Genomic DNA, 19,008 nt, shown 5'->3' on the forward strand with positions numbered 1-19,008 from the left:
TCGTATAATATATTTAGAACTAATAGATAAAAAAACAATCATCAATTGCTTTTTTTAGATTTAAAAAAAGGCATCGCACGCTTAACAGCCAAGTCTATTCTCAACAACACTTCAGGATTAACTATTTTATAACCCTCAAAATCCTTTTCAGTTGCGTATACACCTACTGGAAGTGTGAGCGCCTGGAAGAAACTAAACAAAGGGCGTAACTGATGATCAATGACTAGTGCATGTCGTTCAGAACCACCAGTCGCAGCGAGTAGAACCGGGGTATCAAATAGTGATTCAGCATGAACCAAATCAAATAAGTGTTTTAACAAACCCGTGTATGAAGCGCGGTATACAGGGCTTGCAACAATTAAAAAATCCGCATTTTCAATAGCATCAATGTGATTTTTTAAAGCGTTTGGAATACTTCCTGATGAGGCGATTCCAAGATCTTTTCCAATATCGCTTAACTCAACAATGTGTAACTCTACATTGTCACTCAAACCAATTCGTTGCGTAATCTCATTGATAACCGACGTTGTTCTTGATATAGCATTAGGGCTACCGGATACCGCCGTCACTTTTAAAATATTGCTCATACCGAAGCTCCAAATGTCAGAAAATTAATTCCAGGGGTGTCGTGGCGCATGAACCCCGTTAAGATAATAATTACCAATATGGAAAAACTTCCAACGGATAGGATCGTGTAAGGTATGAACTCTGGCATTACGCCAATGTCTGTCAAAGTTATGTTCCTCTAGCGCGGAACGAGCGCCTGCTAATTCAAAAAGCTTATTTGTGGCCTCAATCGCAACCTGAGTAGTTAGTACTTTTGACTCACTCGTCGCAATTGTCGCTTCGTTAACTGTTTCTTCACTCGGTGAACTAACAGCAATATCAATGGCCTTTCCAGCTCGCTCAAGTAGTGCTTCTGCCGCATGCAGCTTGACTACCAAATCTCCAAGCAAGTTAATGGTGAGCATATCTTCACTAGCAGCCTCTTTACCGCTATCAATCCAAGCACGACTGTTATACCGAATAAAATAGATCGTATCCTGGATAGCAGCAGAGGCAATACCTGCATCAATAGCAGCTTGAACTATCTGAGAGATTGCTCCCGCTGCTGTAGGCCGACTAAACGACTCTACTGGTATCACACGATAAGCAGGCACCCTTACACCTTCAATTAGTGTTGTACCTGAGGCAGTGGTTCGCTGACCAATACCTGACCAATCATTTAAAACCGTTAAACCATCTGAATCCCTGTCTGCAAAAGCAATAAACAACTTTCCTTCACCATTCACTGCAACAATAGGAACAATATGGGCTAACAGTGCTCCTGTCGTATAAAATTTTTTTCCATCAATTACATAATCATTACCATCCTGCTTTATCTTTGTTTCAAACGCCGCGACATTTTTACTGCTTTTTTCAGAAAGTGCATTACCAAATCGATATCCTTTTAGCACTAAATCAAATAACGTCTCTTTCTGTGATTCGCTGGCATCCAAAAATATATGCGCCGTTAGTGCGATGTGATTTTGAGTAATTTGTGCAATACTAGAATCGCCTTCGGCAATAATACGAATAACCTTAGCAACAGTGGCGTAGGATACCCCTGCACCACCATATTTTTTGGGTACAGTGATACCCCAAAGCCCCGACGACGAATAATCATCTAGCTCTTCAATTGGGAGATATCCATTGGCGTCTCGCGTTGATGCATCAACAGAAAACTTGCGTGCTAGTTGCTCAGCAATTTCAATGGCTTCGTCATCACTTTTTATAACATTTGCCTGCTTGTCGGGTAATGGCAAAGCTCTAAACGGCAGACCTGAGTTTACTTTTTCACGACTCTCTTTTATGTCAACAGATGAATTCATAATACCCCACACTCACTATATTAAAATCGTAAAAAGGTGCACACCATGTTCCTTTAAGATAAAAAAAGAACTACTTACCCTGACCGATTTGCCATTGAAAAACAGGCTCCGTTTGGTTTAACTCCCAAGCACCAATCACCTTTTCCTTATAAACAAGCGGGTTGTGAGACGAAACTGTTCTCGCATTTCGCCAGTGCCTATCTAGGCCCTTAGATAAACTTGTGGCCGAAGCGCCAAGCGCGTTAAATAAATCGCTTGTTGCTTTTAAGATCAATTCGGAGACAATAATTTGTGCTTTGGCAGATTCAATTTCAGCAGTGATATTAATAGCTTTGACAATGTCCTCTGCATCGCAAAGGTGATGCATATATGCCTGCTGACTAGCTTCTGCAGCATCTATCGTAATTCTCTCAGCGGCATAAATGCGGGCAGCCACTGCGCCTACAACTTGCTGAATTTGTGCGTCATCACGGGCAGCGTCGGCGTTCCCGTGACTATAGATGCGGGTTCGGTTTTGCACTTCTTCAATAAGATCTAGAAGCGCAGCACGACCAATGCCCGATAATGTTGATAGCAATACCAGTTGGTAAAATGCGGTCTGATATTTAAATCGATTTGCAAACGGAAGAATGTCACTTTCATTCACACGTGCATTGGTGAAAACGGTACGTCCACTTCCAGTTGTTTTTTGCCCAAAACCATCCCAGTTATTTTCAATAGAGACACCATCCTGACGAACTCTTACAGCAACAGTAACAAGAGAGTCTGAATCTTCGTTAAGCTGCGCGGTAACGTCAATCCAGTCAGCAAAAATACTTCCCGTTGTGTAATATTTCTCGCCAGTTAAACGCCACTCACCCTCTTTTTCTGTTACCTTAGTTTTTTGATGACCGATTTTTACATCACCTACTTCAGTCCATGCATTACCAGCAATATCTCCCGCTGCAAAGCGCTCTAACCAATCGTCACGCCAAGCGGAGGGTGGTGAGTTCAGCCTATCCTCAACAAGTGCAAAATGCCCTCTCAGTGCTTGGGTAATATTTGAGTCAGCTTCTGCTAATTCGCTAAGCAGCCTAAAGAGCTGTGGCAAGGAAGCACCAAAGCCTCCTTTTGATTTGGGTACCCGTAAGGCACCAAATTTTGCTTCTTTCAAAATTTTTATCTGTTCCCAAGGGAGCTCAGAAGCCTTTTCACGCGTTAGCGCCCCTTTGGCAATATCAGAAAAAATAGGCCTAAACAAGTTATCAAGCTGTTCATCCTCAGCGCCTTCTGAGTATTCACTAACTCCACTATCTTTATTCTTTCTACTAGATATGTAAATTGACATACCAGATCCTTTAAAAAAAGTAATAAAAAAAACCCATTCATACAAAAAGAAAACCTCAACTTAACTCATCGCTATTTTAAATTTCAGCATAGCAATATAAAAAGCGCGGAATAAATAAATTAAAACAATATCATTATCATGATTTAAATATATCAAAACATGAAAAACACGCGCCAAAACTAAACTTTTGACAGAAGCAGAGAAGAACGATACGGAGCATCCACCTCCTAAATAAGAATTCAACAGCAGACATTATAACACCTCTTATTACACAGTACGGCCAAGCACTTTCACCCTACACATATTCACAAGAACGATTCATTCCACCTCTAATAAATTAGCTATAAACATAAAACTGTTAACCTAAAAAAAACACATTAAAAAGGTGCAATAAAAACTCATTGCACCCCTCAATAAAAAAAATAAATATCTAACGAGAAAGCCCATTAAAGAATTTAATAAGCCATGCTATCTAAAATGCCTTACCCACCCGTTACTGCTGTAGCACGATCAAACTCACTCAACTGCTCACCACTAACCAACGTCGGCTCCAACTGCGTCATAATTCCCAAGTCTCCAGGTCGATCAAGCTTTGGCCACCACACTTTTAAGCCTGCGAGTCTCGCATCCTTGCTCCACTCCGTTAAGCGGGGAAAATGTTCGCGGCTTTTGCGCGCCAGCGGCAATGCATCCGGCGGAGGTGTTACCCAGCGTATACCGTTCTGCTTCAAGCGCTGCCACTCCTTCGAAGTAGTACCCAACGGCACAGCTTGCGCCAACAACGGATAGCCACGCTGATGAAAGCTATGGGCAGCGGCCTGAGCATGCTCCTCTTCCAGTACCACTGAGCCATCTAGCCGCAAGACCACTTGGCTAGGATGCAGCCCCAGCTGGGTTAACAAGCTTTCAAATACACTGCCATGAGATACCTCAACGGCCTGTATATGGCGCCAGTGCACATCTACAATCAGCGGTTTGGTGCTAGCCCCATTCAGAGCCAGATGATTCAGGGCATGAAGAACCCGTAGAAAACGGTCTAAAAAAACCACATCTTCCTGGTTCCACGAGAGAAAATAGAGCCAGTCTGGTGGATGCGGTACGTCATGTTGGTCACGAATTTCTACCCCTGCTTCCCAAGCGGCAATATCTAACCGCTCCAATGAGAAGATAGGCTGCTGTGATGGATACAGCGTCAAATTGTAAAGCTGCCCCCATATCCGCCCATCCTCCCAATGGAACGCCGCATGGTGTTGCAAGCTAGCGTTGGGATTAAAGACATAAAGGTGTTCGTTAAGATAGTTGGTAACTTGCGTTAATGGCATGACGTTATCCTCCCGATGGGGATTTAAAAAAGCGCGAAAGTGTTAACGAGTCGATGGACAATCGACATTTAGCCATTAATTTCAACTGATTTTTCATCCTTGTCCTCTCTCTATTCATTGTGTTTTTGCTTCAAGTCCTTGCTGTCTGCTTTGAGCGCTTAAAACTTACGAATGACAGGGTTCAATGTTAACTACCTGGATGCTCATGAGCCTCTTCAAAGAAGTAGTCTTGCCATGACTCGGCTTGATGCTCTAGAACGCCCAAGTTATGCAGCTCTTCTGCGTAAATAAAGGTTCTTTCTGGAAACGCAGTAAACGTGATTTCAGGATCATTAATGATGCTGCGTACTAGCTCGGGGTCTAGTCGTGACTGCTGAACATTGATAAACGTCTCAGCAGCAGCATCTTTATCACTATTGATGATTTCTGCGGCCTCTAACAGAGCATCATAAAAAGCGCGATAGGTTTTCGGGTTCTCCTCTCGGTAGGCCTCAGTAGTGTAAAGCACATTAAAAGTCGCCGGGCCGCCAAGAATATCGTAGGAACTGATGACCGATCTTACGTTAGGATTTTCAAGCGCTTGGTGTAGGAAAGGCGGGCTTGAAAAGTGCGCACTAATCTCTGAGTGCCCTGAGATGAGGGCCGCGGTAGCCTCTGCATGGGGTATGCTGACCGAAATTTGATCAAAGCGCTGGAAATCTTCAGCACCGAAACGGCGTGCTGCTTCGATTTGTAACGTTCGTGACTGGAACCCAACACCTGCTGCAGGCACGGCAATCCTGTCCTGATCCGTAAAATCCTCTAAATCCTGCACATCTGGATTATTGGTTAACAAGTGGTTGGGAAGCGATCCCAAGGCTGCAATGGCCTTCACATTTTGCCGCCCCTGGGTACGATCCCAAACGGTTAACATTGGCGGCACGCCAGCCGAAACAACATCTAAACTGCCCGACAAAAGCGCTTCGTTCATGGCGGTAGCACCTGAAATAGTGCGCCATTCAACGTCAATATCAATCCCTTGCTCGCGCCCATGCTTTTCAATTAGCGCCTGCTCTTGAATAACATCCAAGAGCAAATAGCCGATACCAAATTGCTGAGCGATACTGATTTCGCCACGCTCTTCTGCATGGGCGCTAGCGCCTCCCACCAGGGTGATGATGCCCAATGCGCCATAACGTAACGCCTTCTTAGTCCATAACGTTTTCATAGGTTGTCCTTGAGTAAAGGTCGTAACTAAAGTCATCAGCGCACCATGCCCCAGCGCTTCACTGTTAGGCGCTCAACGCTGTCAAAAATAATGTTTTCCACCAGCAGGCCAATCACAATGACGACGACCAAGCCTGCAAAAACGTTATCGGTGTAAAGCTCGTTACGGTTCTGGAAGATGTACCAGCCAAGCCCGCCTTTGCCTGAAGAAGCACCAAACACCAGCTCGGCGGCGATCAGGGTGCGCCAGGCAAACGCCCAACCAATTTTCAACCCCGCCAGCAGCGCGGGAAGTGCTGCAGGAATCAGAATGAAGGCCACATAGCGCAGCCCCTTAAGGCCGTAGTTACGCCCTGCCATACGTAGCGTTTCTGAAACGCCCTGAAAGCCTGCATGAATATTGATCGCCATGGCCCACAGCACCGAGTGCACCAATACAAAGATCAAGCTGGCCTCGCCCAGGCCGAACCACAGCAGCGCCAGCGGCAACAGGGCAATGGCGGGCAGCGGGCTAAACATGGACGTTAACGTGGTGAGCAAATCTCGCCCAATGCGGGTTGAGACCGCCAAGGTCGTTAACGCCAGGGCGAGAAACGCACCTAAGGCAAAGCCTTTTAGCAGCACGCTCAGCGATGCACTTACCCGTGCCAGTAGAACGCCTGACGCCAGCCCATGCCAAAGGGCACTCGCGGTTTCCATGGCACTGGGCAGCATCAGCGGATTGTTCTGTACCCTGGCAACTACCTCCCAGGCGACCACCAACAGCAACAGAATGACGGTTTTACGCACCACGCTTTGATCCCACAGCCGCTGGCCAACACTGCGAGCGACTTTTAGCTCGCGCACATCAACGGGTGGTAAATCAAAGAAGCGATCAACGCGTGGATCAACGGGGCCACGCAGGTCATGTACGCTCATGGGAATCTCCTGATGCCGTCGTGAAACCTGTAGTGGGAATAGCGCTCTGTTTATCCAGCACGTCAACGTGGAACGATTGGCTATCCGGGTATTTGATGCCTGCGCCGGTATTCAGCGCCACTACACGCTCATGAGTGCCGATTTCGCCGAGTGTGCTTAACTCCCGTGCGGCAGCGAGAACAGCGGCACCCTCTGGGCATACAAAGGTACCCTCTAGCTGTGCCGCCCGGGTTTGCTCCCAACGAATCGCCGTTTCACTCACCGCAATGGCACGACCGCCGGTGGCATATAGGGCGTCTAACACCAGAAAATCCCCCAGTGCTTTGGGGACGTTGATACCAAACGCATGGGTATGACTGCGCTCCCAGAATTCCGATACCCGAGCGCCCTCTTGCCACGCCTTCACAATGGGCGCGCAACCATTGGCTTGCACGGCAATTAGCCGCGGTAGCTTGCCGGTTACCCATCCCAGCGTCTGAAGCTCCTGCAAGGCTTTATAAATACCGATCAGCCCCACGCCACCGCCCGTGGGGTACAGAATCACATCCGGCAACTGCCAGCCGAGCTGCTCGGCTAACTCCAGCCCCATGGTCTTCTTGCCCTCAATGCGATACGGCTCTTTCAGGGTGGAAGCATCGTAGTGGCCGGTGGCTTTTACCCACTCGCTAATCTGCTTACCTGAATCACTAATCACCCCATTGACCAGGGTTAAGCTGGCACCGGCTGCCGCACACTCTTGGCGAGTAATAAAGGGGGCATCTACCGGCATACTAATCGTGGCTTTAATGCCTGCCCGGGCGGCATATAACGACCACGCGGCACCGGCATTACCATTGGTTGGCATGGCTAAGTGGGTAACACCCAACTCTTTAGCGCGGGATATGCCCACCGCCGCACCCCGCGCTTTAAAGGACCCCGTGGGCAGCAGCCCTTCGTCTTTCATGACCAAGTTGTCCAAGCGCATATCGGCACCCAGCGAAGGCAACTCAATCAGCGGTGTAAGCACTTCACCTAGGCTGACGATGGCGTCTGGCGAGGTTACCGGTAGCAGCTCGTGGTAACGCCACAGGCTCCAGGGGCGCGAAGCAAGATCGGCCTTCGACCATGACGTTTTAAGCGCCTCAAGGTCATAACGCACCAGCAGTGGCGAGCCACACTGGCACAGCTGTTGAACGTGTTGATGGGCATACTCGGCAGCACAGCGCGGGCAATAAAGGCCTTCAACATAGCTATAACGCTGCGCAGTGGAAGGTGTCACTTTGACTCCTGCCAGAGGGCTGACTAACGCACTCATGGGGCCACCTCGTTTTCAAATAGCAGCCGATGAATGGTTTGGGTACGCGCTTTCGTAGCTTCACTGCCTAAGCTGTGCAGGCTATCTTCAGCGCAGCCTAGCTCGGCGCGTACCCGACCTGGATGGGGCGACAAAAGCAGTACGCGGTTGCCGATGATTTGCGCCTCTTCAATGGAGTGCGTCACAAACAGTAGCGTAAAACCCTCCTGCTCCCAGAGTGCCAGGAGTTCCTCCTGCATCTTGCGCCGCGTGAGCGCATCAAGTGCAGCAAAAGGTTCATCCATCAGCAATACTCGTGGCCGCATGGCCAGCGCACGGGCGATGGCCACTCGCTGCTTCATACCACCGGAAAGTGTATGCGGATAGGCATCCGCAAAACGCCCCAGCCCAACCTTTTCTAGCGTTTTTAACGCCCGCTGCTCTGCCGCTTTGCGCCCCAAGGTGCGCGAAGCCACCAGCGGGAACATGACGTTCTGCTTGACGGTTTTCCAGGGGGGCAGTTGATCAAACTCCTGAAACACCACGATACGGTCGGGCCCTGGGCCATGAATGGTGTTGCCATCCAGGCGGATGCTGCCTTCTGCGGGGGTTAGAAAACCCGCGATAGCTTTGAGCAGCGTAGACTTGCCGCAACCGGATGGCCCCAGCAGTACAAACCGATCCCCCTCCTGCACGTTAAAGCTCACCTGTTGCGTTGCTTTAACGACATGCTGACGGGTTCGGTACTCAAGGGTGACGTTGTCTACTGCCAGCCTGGGAGTTGCTGGTGCGGATGATGTATTTGTCGGTGAGTAAGCCCCGCGATCCAGCGAGGCCTCACCCAGCACATGGCGCTTACGCAGTGCAATCGACATTAGCTCCCCTCCCAGGCATGGATATCGTCAAAGAAGTAGTCCTGCCATGAGGTGGGCTCGTTACGTATTGCGCCGACCTCAAACAGAAACTCTGCCAAGGGGAAGGTGTTGTGTGGCACCAGTGAGAAACTCACCTGCTCATCGGTAATGATCGACTCAAGAAAATCGATATCCAGCTGCGTACCACTCAGGCGCTGATAGATAGTTGCCGCTTCGCGAGGGTCTTCTTCAATGAAGGTTCTTGCTTCCTCAAGAGCCTCTAGAAACGCCGCGTAGACCTCAGGGTTATCGGCGCGGAAAGTTTCGGTGGCGTAAAGCACCGTGGGTGAAACAGGGCCGCCGAGAATTTCGTAGGAGTCGGTGATTTTGTGCACGCCTTCATGCTGAAGCGCCTGATACTGGAAAGGAATAGCGGAGAAGTGGGTGTTGATTTCAGTACCGCCGCTGATCAGTGCCGCCGTGGCATCCGGGTGAGGCAATGCCACCGTATTGCCTTCCAGGCGGTCAAATTGATCTTGCCCAAAGGTATCCGCCACCGCCTTTTGCAGAAAGCGCGACTGAACAGATACACCCACCGCCGGCACGGCAATGCGGTCATTGTCATCAATATCTTCAAGCGTCTGGATATCGGGATTATTGGTGATCAAAAAGTTAGGAAACTCCCCGAGCGACGCCACCCCTTTTACATTTTGACTGCCATGAGTACGGTCCCATACCGTTAACAGCGGCCCAACCCCTGCCCCGGCAATATCGATGCTATTAGAGAGCAACGCATCATTAACGGCTGCCCCGCCTGAGAGCTGTAGCCACTCCACATCAATATCCACACCGCGCTCGGCACCGTGTTTTTCAATCAGTTCCTGGTCACGAGCAACGTGGAGCAGTAAATAGGTGATGCCAAACTGTTCGGCGATACGCAATTGCTCAGCAGCGTGAGCGTGGCTGACACTTGCCAGCGACACCGCCAGCAGCGTGGCTAAACCAGAGGTACTAATAAAAGTACTAATAGAAGTACTAATGAGCGTTCGAGTCATGGCGGTGCTCCTGAGTATTAAATGTCAGGCCACCTTATGAAGTTCTGATATTACTCAGAAGTGATTTTTCGAGAAGTCCTTATCAGCGAATAACTGAACTACTTATTCTCTGCCTACTGATATCTAAATCATAAAAAGCACGGTTATTTAAGTTATTTGGGTTCATGAAGAGGCTCTTCGATAGTGAGTTCACACTCCATTTAAAAAGAGCAACACACATGACACAGGTACAACGCTCACAGAGCACTCTTCGTGTACGCCCTTTAAGCGGTCATATCGGTGCCGAAATTGAAGGGTTAGATCTCGCCAGCCTGGCTCTCGATAATCGGGATAACGAAGGCTTTGCTACGCTTAAATCTTTGTTTCTCCAGTACCAGGTAGTGATTTTGCGTAATCAAACTCTCACGCGGGATCAGCATATCGCGCTGGGCAAACGCTTTGGCGATCTGCACGTTCACCCTATGGCGAAAGGCCCTGAGGGCTACCCGGAAATTTTCCCCATTGAGGCCGATGCCAACTCGTCTAACGACCCGAAAGACATTCGGGGCGGCAAGCGTGCGGTCAACGGTGGTCATTGGCACTCAGATGTTTCTTGCGATGTAGAGCCACCGCTGGGAAGTTTGCTGTACCTACGTGATGTGCCTGAATATGGCGGCGATACCCTGTTCAGCAGCGGTTATGCCGCCTATGAAGCACTTTCCCCCGCCTTGCAATCGCTGCTTGAAGGCTTAACCGCCGTTCACTCAGGCGAAGCTACTTATCGCCTCCATTACGGTCATCAAGCGGCTAAAGATCGCAGTCAATTTGGTTTCAAGAACGGTGCGGATTACCCTGAGGCGGTGCATCCTGTGGTGCGCACTCACCCTGAAACCGGGCGCAAAAGCTTGTTTGTCAATCGAGGTTTTACTCGGGAGATTGTTGAGCTTTCCCACACAGAGAGTCAGGCGCTGCTGGAGTTTCTCTATCGCCATCAGGAAACGCCAGAGTTTACCGTGCGCCTAAATTGGACACCCAACAGCTTGGCTATTTGGGATAACCGCTGCACCCAGCACAGGGCTATTTTTGATTACTCCGGGCTAGCACGAAGGGGTGAGCGTGTCACGGTGAAAGGCGACCGCCCCTACTTCAGTGAAACGGCTAGTGCCGTTGAGTGGGGGCTGGTGGGTTAACAAACTACTTCCTTTTTTGGTACTAGAAGTGATTAGCTAATAATTAGCCAGGACGGTAAGCTTCAAAAAGCTCTAACTCCGCCATGTTATCGATAGTGTTATTTCCACTACCGTCCTGCTCAAACTTAAGAGACTAGGGATTATCGCCTTGACATTGGCCTTTTCATCAAAGTTATTAACGATGTGTGGCATAGCAGATACAGTATCTAACTCGAATCACAGTGACCTTTTCCCTAGATTAAGGCCAGCTGCTAAAGCGTAGAGACATTCTTCCCTATCGGGCTTCCTGCGACAGGCACGCAGTGAGCTGTTATTTAGCTATATTTCATAGTGACCACTATAATTAATTCTGGAAATCATCCGCCTGATAATAGGAAAATACCAGTGGATAACTATTTTATCTGACATTTAAGCCAATCGACAAAGGCCTGCATTTTGGCGCTGTGCTGCCAGCTTTCGGTCGGGATGTAGTAACACAGCATTGAATCGACGCCTTGAGACACAATTGGCTGCAATGTGCCAGCTTTCACAAAGTTAGAAACTAAGGTCTCTGAACAAAACACCAGCCCTTTCCCAGCAAGAGCTTCATACACACCATAAAGCTCCTGATCAAAGTATTTTATTTCAAAATTTGGAAGCGACTCTTCATTTTCAATTAGCCAGTTTTTCCAAGGAGAGTCCGGCAGTTTATTGTTCTTCCACTTAGTCAGATAGACCGTAGGTGGCTTATCCACTGTGATGGAGCGGATAAAAGGGGAGCTCCCATATACGTTAAAACGCTCTTTTTTTAATAAATTTGACTCATCAACCCGGGTTACGTCCCCCAAACGTATAGAGAGGGTATTAACTCTTGATGCCACTACTTCACCTGTTGATATTTCAACATCAACATTTTGATAGATTTTATTAAAGTCATGTAGCAAAGGAATTAGCACCAGGGCGGCAAAGGATGAGGTGGTATCAACATTCAGTCGTGAGGCATCTGACTTTATATTATCTAGCGCAGTCTGAATTTTCTGCAAACCTGCTGTTGTCGCCTCAGAGAGTTGGTGCCCCTCTGACGTTAAAATCACGCCCCGGTTGACTCGGGTAAACAGCCGCACTCCCAATCTATTCTCAAGGTTGCTGATGTGATGCGATACATTCGCTGACGTTATCGACAGCTCCTCCGCGGCATCTTTAAAGCTCCCCAGCCGAGCAGCTGCTTCAAACACCTTAATCGCCTGTAATGAAGCATTCACCGCCAGCCCCCCAGTTTTTGGTCTCAACCCTACTTCTCAATAGATAAGTTTTACTCACCTATCGGTTCAGTTTATTCATTTGTCGCAGTATTGGCAAAAAGGCAGCATAGCTACTCCACATCGCTACCTGCTGAGGCCATTCATGCGCACATTACTTCATATAGACGCTAGCGTACGTAAGGCGACAAACCCAAACCCCGATCACAACTCAATATCAAAACGTATTGCTATGCAGTTTGTTGATAAATGGAAATCTGCTAATAGTACAGATAATTACATTTATCGTGATATTGGTTTAAACCCACCTGATTTTATTGACCAAGACTGGATAGGTGCCGTTTTCACGCCAGATGACCGAAAAAGCTTTAAGCAACGTGAAAAACTGGCTTTATCAGACCAGCTATTTAGCGAGTTATCTCAAGCGGATGTTATCTTAATATCTTCACCTATGTACAACTACGGCATGCCTGCCCCTCTTAAAGCGTGGTTCGATCAGGTCATGCGTATCAATAAAACATTTAGCTTTGACTTGGCTCGTGGTGACCACCCTATAGAGCCACTTTTGTCTGGAAAAACACTTATTTTAGTGACTTCATGCGGAGAGTTTGGGTTCGGGCCAGGGGGTGAGCGTGAGCATATGAACCATCTTGGGCCGCATATTAAGACATTGGGCAGATACTTGGGTGTCGAATCATTTCATGAAATAACATCAGAGTACCAAGAATTTGGTGACGAAAGGCATCGCCAATCAGTTGCCAATGCGCTTAAAAATGCCGGATTGCTAGCAGGTGAATTGGCAAACCAAGAGTAAATATAACGTGAGCGCTGTGTGCCTACGTCGACGGGCCACATGGAATTGAGGGGGCGGAAGCGGCTCAGGCATCGAGCTGTTATTGGATAGTGTGGATGGCTAGATTACCAGACACACAAAACGCCCCCGTTTGGCGCACGCTTTGATATGGAACTGGATGCGCTACTGACTCTACTGCCCTGCATTGGCTGATGACAGAACGAGCATCTAGCAAACCTGCCAGAAAGTGAAGTAATCAGAAGCTAACCAGCGAAGCTAGAACGCCAAGCAGCGCACAGCCAAACAGCACCTTGAGCATGCCGACCTTGAAATAGAAGATGGCGACCATGGCTCCGGCTGCGAGTAGCAGGGCAAACAGATCTAAGGACGCAAGGTTCGGGATCAATAAACGCGCGCCCATGAAATGTCGCTCCTCTACCTCAGCGAAGATGACGTGGAACCCGAACCAGATCGCTAGATTGAGAATGACGCCAACCACCGCTGCGGTGATGGCGGAAAGAGCAGCGCTCAAGGCACGATTGTCGCGCAGGCGTTCCACGTAGGGCGCCCCCAAGAAAATCCACAGGAAGCAAGGAACAAAGGTTACCCAGGTAGTTAGCACCGCTGCCAAGATCGCCGCCAGCATCGGATCGAGCCCCGTAGCGTCCCGATAGGCACCCATGAACCCGACGAACTGAACTACCTGAATGAGTGGACCAGGGGTGGTCTCAGCCATGCCCAGGCCATCCAGCATCTCCCCTGGTGCCAGCCAACCATAATTCTGCACCGCTTCCTGAGTGACATAGCCAAGCACCGCATAGGCGCCCCCAAAGGTAACGACCGCCATCTTACTGAAGAAGATAGCGATCTGGCTAAAGACGTTCTCGCTACCCAACATGACCAACAGTAGCGCCACCGGCGTCAACCACAGCAGCAACAAGGTCGCCGACATGCGCAGAGACCAACTGCGATTGGGGCGTGCGTGGGCCGGTAGCCCCTCGCCAAGCACAGAGTCTCTATCGCTTAGGCCCTGATCATTCCCATCCCCATGGCCACCTCCCACCCGAAAGGCCGCCATGCCACTTTTACCACCCCAGTAACCCAGCAAGGCCGCACTTAGTATAATTAACGGGAAGGCTACATCAAAAAAGAAGATGGCAGTAAAAGCGACTGCCGCCAGACCCAGCATGGTGCGATTTTTCAGCGCCCGCTTCCCTATCCGCGTAACAGCATTAAGCACCACCGCTAATACGGCGGCTTTCAGGCCGAAAAAGAGCCCCTCTACCAAGCCCACATTTCCCAGTGTCGCATAGAGGTAACTCAGCGCGAGAATGGCGATAAAGCCAGGCAAAACAAAAAGCGTTCCGGCCACCAAACCGCCTTTGGTACGGTGCATCAACCAGCCGATATAGATGGCCAACTGCTGAGCCTCCGGGCCCGGAAGCATCATGCAGTAGTTGAGGGCATGCAGAAAGCGTCGCTCACCTATCCACTTTTTTTCTTCGACCAGGATGCGATGCATCACGGCGATCTGTCCGGCGGGGCCGCCGAAACTAAGCATGGCCACACGCAACCAAACCATCACGGCCTCTCGGAACGGTATTTGGTGAGAAGACTCATTGACAGGCGGCATGGCACACTCTCTAAAGACGTTAGGGATATTATTTTGTAGAATGTACAACATGAATGTCGCACATACAACGGCCACAATGTCATGACAGATAACACGCAACGCTGGCTGATACTGGTCATGAGCCTCAGCGGGCGAGCGGGCACACCCCGCATGAGGATCTGGCGGGCACTACGCAGCTTAGGCGCAGCGGTAATGCGTGATGGTGTCTACCTACTACCGACAAGCCCAGCACGTAAAGAAGCGCTGCAGCAGCAGGCTGACGCCATCCGGGAGCTGGGAGGTAAAGCCCTCCTGCTTGAAATAGACGAATCCGCTATGGATACCGATGGACTGCTATTGCCGCTATTTGATCGTACCTCAGATTTTCAGGATTTACTGGGGGAAGTTGCCGAATGGCAAGAGGCGTGCCCTGGCCTTGAGGAACGTGAAGCACAGCGCCGATTAATTCAGTTGCAGCGGCGTTGCCAAGCTATCGTAGAGGTTGATTTTTTCCCAGGGCTAGGAAGAGAGCGAGCCATCGCCGCTCTGGTAGAAGCTGAAGCGGTCTACAATCGCTGCTTCGTAACCGACGAACCCCATGCTATCCAAGCCGAGATCCCCCTGCGAGATCGAAGTGCATTTCGTGGGAAAGTATGGGCAACACGCCGCCGGCTTTGGGTAGATCGCGTGGCATCGGCTTGGTTGATCCAGCGCTTCATAGACCCTGAGGCGCGCTTCCTGTGGCTAGAAAGCCCAGCGCAGTGCCCCCCTGAAGCATTGGGGTTCGATTTCGACGGCGCAACGTTTACCCATGTCGACAATAAGGTCACGTTTGAGGTGCTGATGGCAAGTTTTGGTCTGGATGGTGATACGGCTTTGTCCAGAGTGGCCGAGCTAGTTCACTACCTGGATGTGGGTGGTCTATCGGTACCCGAAGCAGTCGGTGTAAAACTAATGTTGGCCGGGGCTAGAGAGCGTTGTGAGAACGATGATGCGCTGCTTGAGCACATCGGAATGCTGCTTGATGATCTCTACCACGCATACCAGGTGGGTAACTCAGGAAATCAATAATACACTACCTTAAAGACGCCGATGGGCCCATCGACAGCTGTTCGAGGGCATCATGAAGAAGCAAATAGGCGATGCCAAGCTACTCAAGCTGAGTGTACTAATGCCCCTCATTTACTCATCTGGATTGGACTTGATGTATGGTCGCTGTTTGGAAGGGCTCGGCCCGTTGATAGCCGCGTGTTATTGCCAATGAGCTAGTATCAAACTGTTAGTAGTAATACCGTGACTGGGCAACGGCACCTGTCACGGTATTCATAAAACCACTCTGAAAACACCTCGCCTAACCAATAGCAAAACAATTTTGACTACCGTCAATTGCCACTAAAACGCTTTTGGAAAGACCAGTTGTGGTAGATACAGAAAGACGCTTGGCAGCAGTATCATGGCGATAATTATCGACATAATGAGCACTATCAGCGGTATCACTGCCATAAAAGCACGCGGCATGGAAACTTCGCCAATCTGCGTTGCGATAAGCAGGCAAATACCATACGGAGGCGTAATCAACCCGAGGGTGAGTGATAAAATCACTACCAGCGCCATGTGGATCTGGTTGATATCAGCAGCAATACACAGCCCCTGAATAATGGGGAGGAAGATAATGACTGCCGTCACCGGACTAAGGACGGTTCCAATCACTAACATAAACAGCATCACCAACAGCATGATGCCTACCTGCGATTGCGTTACGGACAGAATAAAGTTGGCGACCTCCTGAGCGATCCCCAAATACGAAATCAGCCACCCCATAATGCCTGCAGACGCTACGGCAAACATGGGTAACGAAAAGGCCACAACCGAGTCTGACAAAATTCCTGGAAGTTGCCTGAAACGTATCGCTCGATAAAAAACAAAGGCCAACAACATACCGACCAGAACCGCTACCGAAGCCGCTTCCGTAGCAGTGAATACTCCTAGGGTTATGCCACCCAGAACCACAAGCGGCAACACCATAGGTGGAGCAGCAGTGATAGCAGTACGCCCCATTTGACGGAAAGAGAACTTACCCGTTGCTTTAATATCATGCTTTCTCGCGATGTAATACACATACCCCATCTGCATCAAACCAACGAGTATCCCTGGCAGAATGCCTCCCATAAACAGAGCACCTACCGATACGTTGCCGAAGGCACCGTAAATCACCATGAGAATCGAGGGCGGAATAATGCCCCCCAGCACGGACGATGCTGCCGTCAATGCCACAGCAAACGGCGCGGGATAGCCCGATTTTTTCATAGCAGGAATGAGTACTGCCCCCACGCTGGCAGTATCTGCAGCTGCAGACCCCGAGAGGCTGGCGAACATCATGGATACCATGACATTGATATGGCCCAGGCCGCCACGGACATGCCCAACGGTACTATCCGCAAAACGCAGCAGGCGGTCGGTGATTCCCCCATCGTTCATCAGCCGCCCTAACAGTAGGAAGAAAGGCACGGCCAGCAACGGGAATGAGTTAATGCTGGCAAACATCTGATTAACGACCGATGTTAAAGGCAGCCCCAATTGCATGATCGTTAATATGGAAGCCACACCAATAGCAAAAGCGATAGGGACACTTAGGCCGATAAGAACCAGAAAACTGCCAATCAAGGTAATCAGTGGACTCATGATTCAGGGGCCTCTCCACCATTTACCGCATCTCTACCAGCACGCAGCATGGCGATATCATCGCGAATAGTCTCAATAGAAAACAGCAGCATGGCGATACCTGCTACGGGGATCGCGGCGAACACATAGGCCATAGGCGTACCCAACGCTACCGAGCGTCGGTTCCAGCCCATATCCACCAGCACATTACCGTGCACAATCAGTACATAGATCACGGGCAGACAGGCTAGGCTACCGAATAGGCGCAATACGCGCTGAGTCATAACAAAGCTTGGAGGGAAAACGTCTACCACATAGTGCTTACGTTTACGCAGTGCAATGGCCGCCCCAATAAAGACCGCCCAAATGAAACAAGCCATAGCGACTTCATCGGTCCACGATACTGAAATTTTCAGGTAGTTACGTGCTACCACCTGATAGAGTACCGTTAGGATAAAGGCTGCAAACAGCGAGCCTGCGATAAATGTTAGGAGTTTCTCCAACAGATCGTTTATTTTCCGCATTTTTCTGCCCTTTCATTGGCGTACTGCTTCCAGATGAGTCAAAACGCAGCACGCCAAAGCGCTGATGGATCGCGGCTTACAGGTTGCGAATCGTTTCAAGCAGCTCAGTCAAACCACGCTCCTCAGCAAACTCGTCATGCAGAGGAACGACCGCATCAATGAAGGCCTGCTTGTCGACTTCGGTCACTGTTACACCCAACTCCTCGAACTCCTGAATAAACTCGGCATCGTACTCCACCCCTTTTTCAGTGCCGAACTCACCCGCATTTTGGGCTGCTTTGAGAATGATGGCCTGATCCTCTTCCGAGAAGCGGTTGAAGCGGTTCTCACTGATGGAGATATGGCTCATCATCACCTGATGTTCGGTTTTGGCATGATAAGGAGCCACTTCATACAGGCGGCTCGAGTAATAGCCACTGATGGTGCTCTCGAAGGCCCCCACTACGCCAGTTTGCAGACCGGTGTAGATTTCTGTCCATGGTAGTGATGTCGTCAACGCACCGACTGATTGCCACATGTCAGCATCCAGGCGGGACCCCGTCACACGCATCTTGACACCTTGCATATCCGAAGGCTGGGTAACAGGCCCGGTATTGGTGCTCAAATTACGCGTTCCACCACCGGTCAGGCTCAACAACTTCAAGCCCACTCCTGACGTCTGCATAGCGTTGTCGAAGTAGTCAAACACGGGAGACTCGGGAGAGGTGGCAGCCTGGAATTTATCCATATCCTCAAACAGATAATTAAGACTGAAAATTTCAAACTCAGGGGTATAAGGCGAAATATTCATCACACCGCCAATGATCATATCGGTGGTACCGATACGAATTTCATCGACCATTGTCTGGTCGTTACCTAATTGGCCACCTGGGAAAATTTGTACATTGATACGCCCATCGGTCGCTTCTGCCACTTCGGCTTTAAATGCTTCAGCTGCATCAATCCAGGGATGAGGAGCACTTACTACCGTGCCCAGGCGTAAGGTCTCTGCCATAGCGGGGGAGATAAAAAGCATGGAAGTCGCGGCCACCAGGGCCAAGCGCGAAAGCGTACGTTTTGTCATGGGGACGTTCCTCTTATATATTTTCTAGCTGTCTATAGCTGCTAACTGCCGATAGGTACTAACTGTTTATAGGTGCTAACTGCCTATAGATACTCGCCAGGGATGTGCCAACGTTTTAAAAG

General features: G+C 49.6%; 17 protein-coding genes. 3 read left to right on the forward strand and 14 right to left on the reverse strand.

The window, feature by feature from the left end; translation table 11 throughout:
- Nucleotides 1–41: 41 nt before the first annotated feature.
- From msuE to CPA45_RS11095, 9 genes are all read right to left on the reverse strand, one after another.
- On the reverse strand, nucleotides 42–587 hold the full coding sequence (gene msuE, locus CPA45_RS11055; protein WP_096651599.1) for an FMN reductase: 546 nt from the start codon (nucleotides 585–587) through the stop codon (nucleotides 42–44).
- A gap of 24 nt (nucleotides 588–611) precedes the next feature.
- A complete protein-coding gene (locus CPA45_RS11060; RefSeq protein WP_096651600.1) occupies nucleotides 612–1,871 on the reverse strand; it encodes an SfnB family sulfur acquisition oxidoreductase in 1,260 nt (419 codons plus the stop codon).
- Between the two features lie 70 nt (nucleotides 1,872–1,941).
- The gene (locus CPA45_RS11065) at nucleotides 1,942–3,198 is read right to left on the reverse strand and encodes an acyl-CoA dehydrogenase family protein (RefSeq protein WP_096651601.1); all 1,257 of its coding nucleotides are present in this window, start codon (nucleotides 3,196–3,198) and stop codon (nucleotides 1,942–1,944) included.
- A gap of 482 nt (nucleotides 3,199–3,680) precedes the next feature.
- Nucleotides 3,681–4,520, reverse strand: a complete 840-nt coding sequence (locus tag CPA45_RS11070; RefSeq protein WP_096651602.1) for a hypothetical protein — start codon at nucleotides 4,518–4,520, stop codon at nucleotides 3,681–3,683.
- Between the two features lie 187 nt (nucleotides 4,521–4,707).
- Complete coding sequence (locus CPA45_RS11075; protein ID WP_096651699.1) at nucleotides 4,708–5,727, reverse strand: ABC transporter substrate-binding protein; 1,020 nt, start codon at nucleotides 5,725–5,727, stop codon at nucleotides 4,708–4,710.
- 35 nt (nucleotides 5,728–5,762) lie between these two features.
- Complete coding sequence (locus tag CPA45_RS11080) at nucleotides 5,763–6,644, reverse strand: ABC transporter permease (RefSeq protein WP_096651603.1); 882 nt, start codon at nucleotides 6,642–6,644, stop codon at nucleotides 5,763–5,765.
- Nucleotides 6,631–7,938: a threonine synthase gene (locus CPA45_RS11085; protein WP_096651604.1), complete on the reverse strand. Its 1,308-nt coding sequence runs from the start codon at nucleotides 7,936–7,938 to the stop codon at nucleotides 6,631–6,633. The genes CPA45_RS11080 and CPA45_RS11085 overlap by 14 nt, the downstream gene beginning before the upstream one ends.
- Entirely contained in the window at nucleotides 7,935–8,792 is an 858-nt protein-coding gene (locus tag CPA45_RS11090; protein WP_096651605.1) for an ABC transporter ATP-binding protein, read from the reverse strand. The genes CPA45_RS11085 and CPA45_RS11090 overlap by 4 nt, the downstream gene beginning before the upstream one ends.
- Nucleotides 8,792–9,826, reverse strand: coding sequence for an ABC transporter substrate-binding protein (locus CPA45_RS11095; RefSeq protein WP_096651606.1), 1,035 nt, complete (start codon nucleotides 9,824–9,826; stop codon nucleotides 8,792–8,794). The genes CPA45_RS11090 and CPA45_RS11095 overlap by 1 nt, the downstream gene beginning before the upstream one ends.
- A 218-nt stretch (nucleotides 9,827–10,044) precedes the next feature.
- Here CPA45_RS11095 and CPA45_RS11100 point away from each other — a divergent pair, with 218 nt between their 5' ends.
- Nucleotides 10,045–10,995, forward strand: coding sequence for a TauD/TfdA dioxygenase family protein (locus CPA45_RS11100; protein WP_096651607.1), 951 nt, complete (start codon nucleotides 10,045–10,047; stop codon nucleotides 10,993–10,995).
- 392 nt (nucleotides 10,996–11,387) lie between these two features.
- On the opposite strand, the gene CPA45_RS11105 is transcribed toward CPA45_RS11100, so the two are convergent.
- Nucleotides 11,388–12,236, reverse strand: coding sequence for a LysR family transcriptional regulator (locus tag CPA45_RS11105; RefSeq protein WP_165771539.1), 849 nt, complete (start codon nucleotides 12,234–12,236; stop codon nucleotides 11,388–11,390).
- A gap of 142 nt (nucleotides 12,237–12,378) precedes the next feature.
- Between CPA45_RS11105 and CPA45_RS11110 the strand changes: the two genes are divergently transcribed.
- Entirely contained in the window at nucleotides 12,379–13,047 is a 669-nt protein-coding gene (locus CPA45_RS11110; RefSeq protein WP_096651609.1) for an FMN-dependent NADH-azoreductase, read from the forward strand.
- Between the two features lie 235 nt (nucleotides 13,048–13,282).
- Here CPA45_RS11110 and chrA read toward each other — a convergent pair whose 3' ends face one another.
- Nucleotides 13,283–14,659, reverse strand: coding sequence for a chromate efflux transporter (gene chrA, locus CPA45_RS11115; RefSeq protein WP_096651610.1), 1,377 nt, complete (start codon nucleotides 14,657–14,659; stop codon nucleotides 13,283–13,285).
- 81 nt (nucleotides 14,660–14,740) lie between these two features.
- On the opposite strand from chrA, the gene CPA45_RS11120 reads away from it, so the two are divergent.
- The gene (locus tag CPA45_RS11120) at nucleotides 14,741–15,709 is read left to right on the forward strand and encodes a chromate resistance protein ChrB domain-containing protein (protein WP_165771540.1); all 969 of its coding nucleotides are present in this window, start codon (nucleotides 14,741–14,743) and stop codon (nucleotides 15,707–15,709) included.
- A 321-nt stretch (nucleotides 15,710–16,030) separates the two neighbouring features.
- Here the strand turns inward: CPA45_RS11120 and CPA45_RS11125 are convergent, their stop codons facing one another.
- The 3 genes from CPA45_RS11125 to CPA45_RS11135 all read right to left on the reverse strand — a co-directional run bounded on the left by CPA45_RS11125 (nucleotide 16,031) and on the right by CPA45_RS11135 (nucleotide 18,886).
- Complete coding sequence (locus CPA45_RS11125) at nucleotides 16,031–17,320, reverse strand: TRAP transporter large permease (RefSeq protein ID WP_096651611.1); 1,290 nt, start codon at nucleotides 17,318–17,320, stop codon at nucleotides 16,031–16,033.
- A complete protein-coding gene (locus CPA45_RS11130; RefSeq protein WP_096651612.1) occupies nucleotides 17,317–17,823 on the reverse strand; it encodes a TRAP transporter small permease in 507 nt (168 codons plus the stop codon). Before CPA45_RS11130 ends, CPA45_RS11125 begins: the two co-directional genes overlap by 4 nt.
- A gap of 76 nt (nucleotides 17,824–17,899) precedes the next feature.
- Nucleotides 17,900–18,886, reverse strand: a complete 987-nt coding sequence (locus tag CPA45_RS11135) for a TRAP transporter substrate-binding protein (protein WP_096651613.1) — start codon at nucleotides 18,884–18,886, stop codon at nucleotides 17,900–17,902.
- Between the last annotated feature and the right edge of the window lie 122 nt (nucleotides 18,887–19,008).

The sequence above is a fragment of the Vreelandella nigrificans genome (genome assembly GCF_002374315.1).
GTDB classification, from domain to species: Bacteria; Pseudomonadota; Gammaproteobacteria; order Pseudomonadales; family Halomonadaceae; genus Vreelandella; species Vreelandella nigrificans.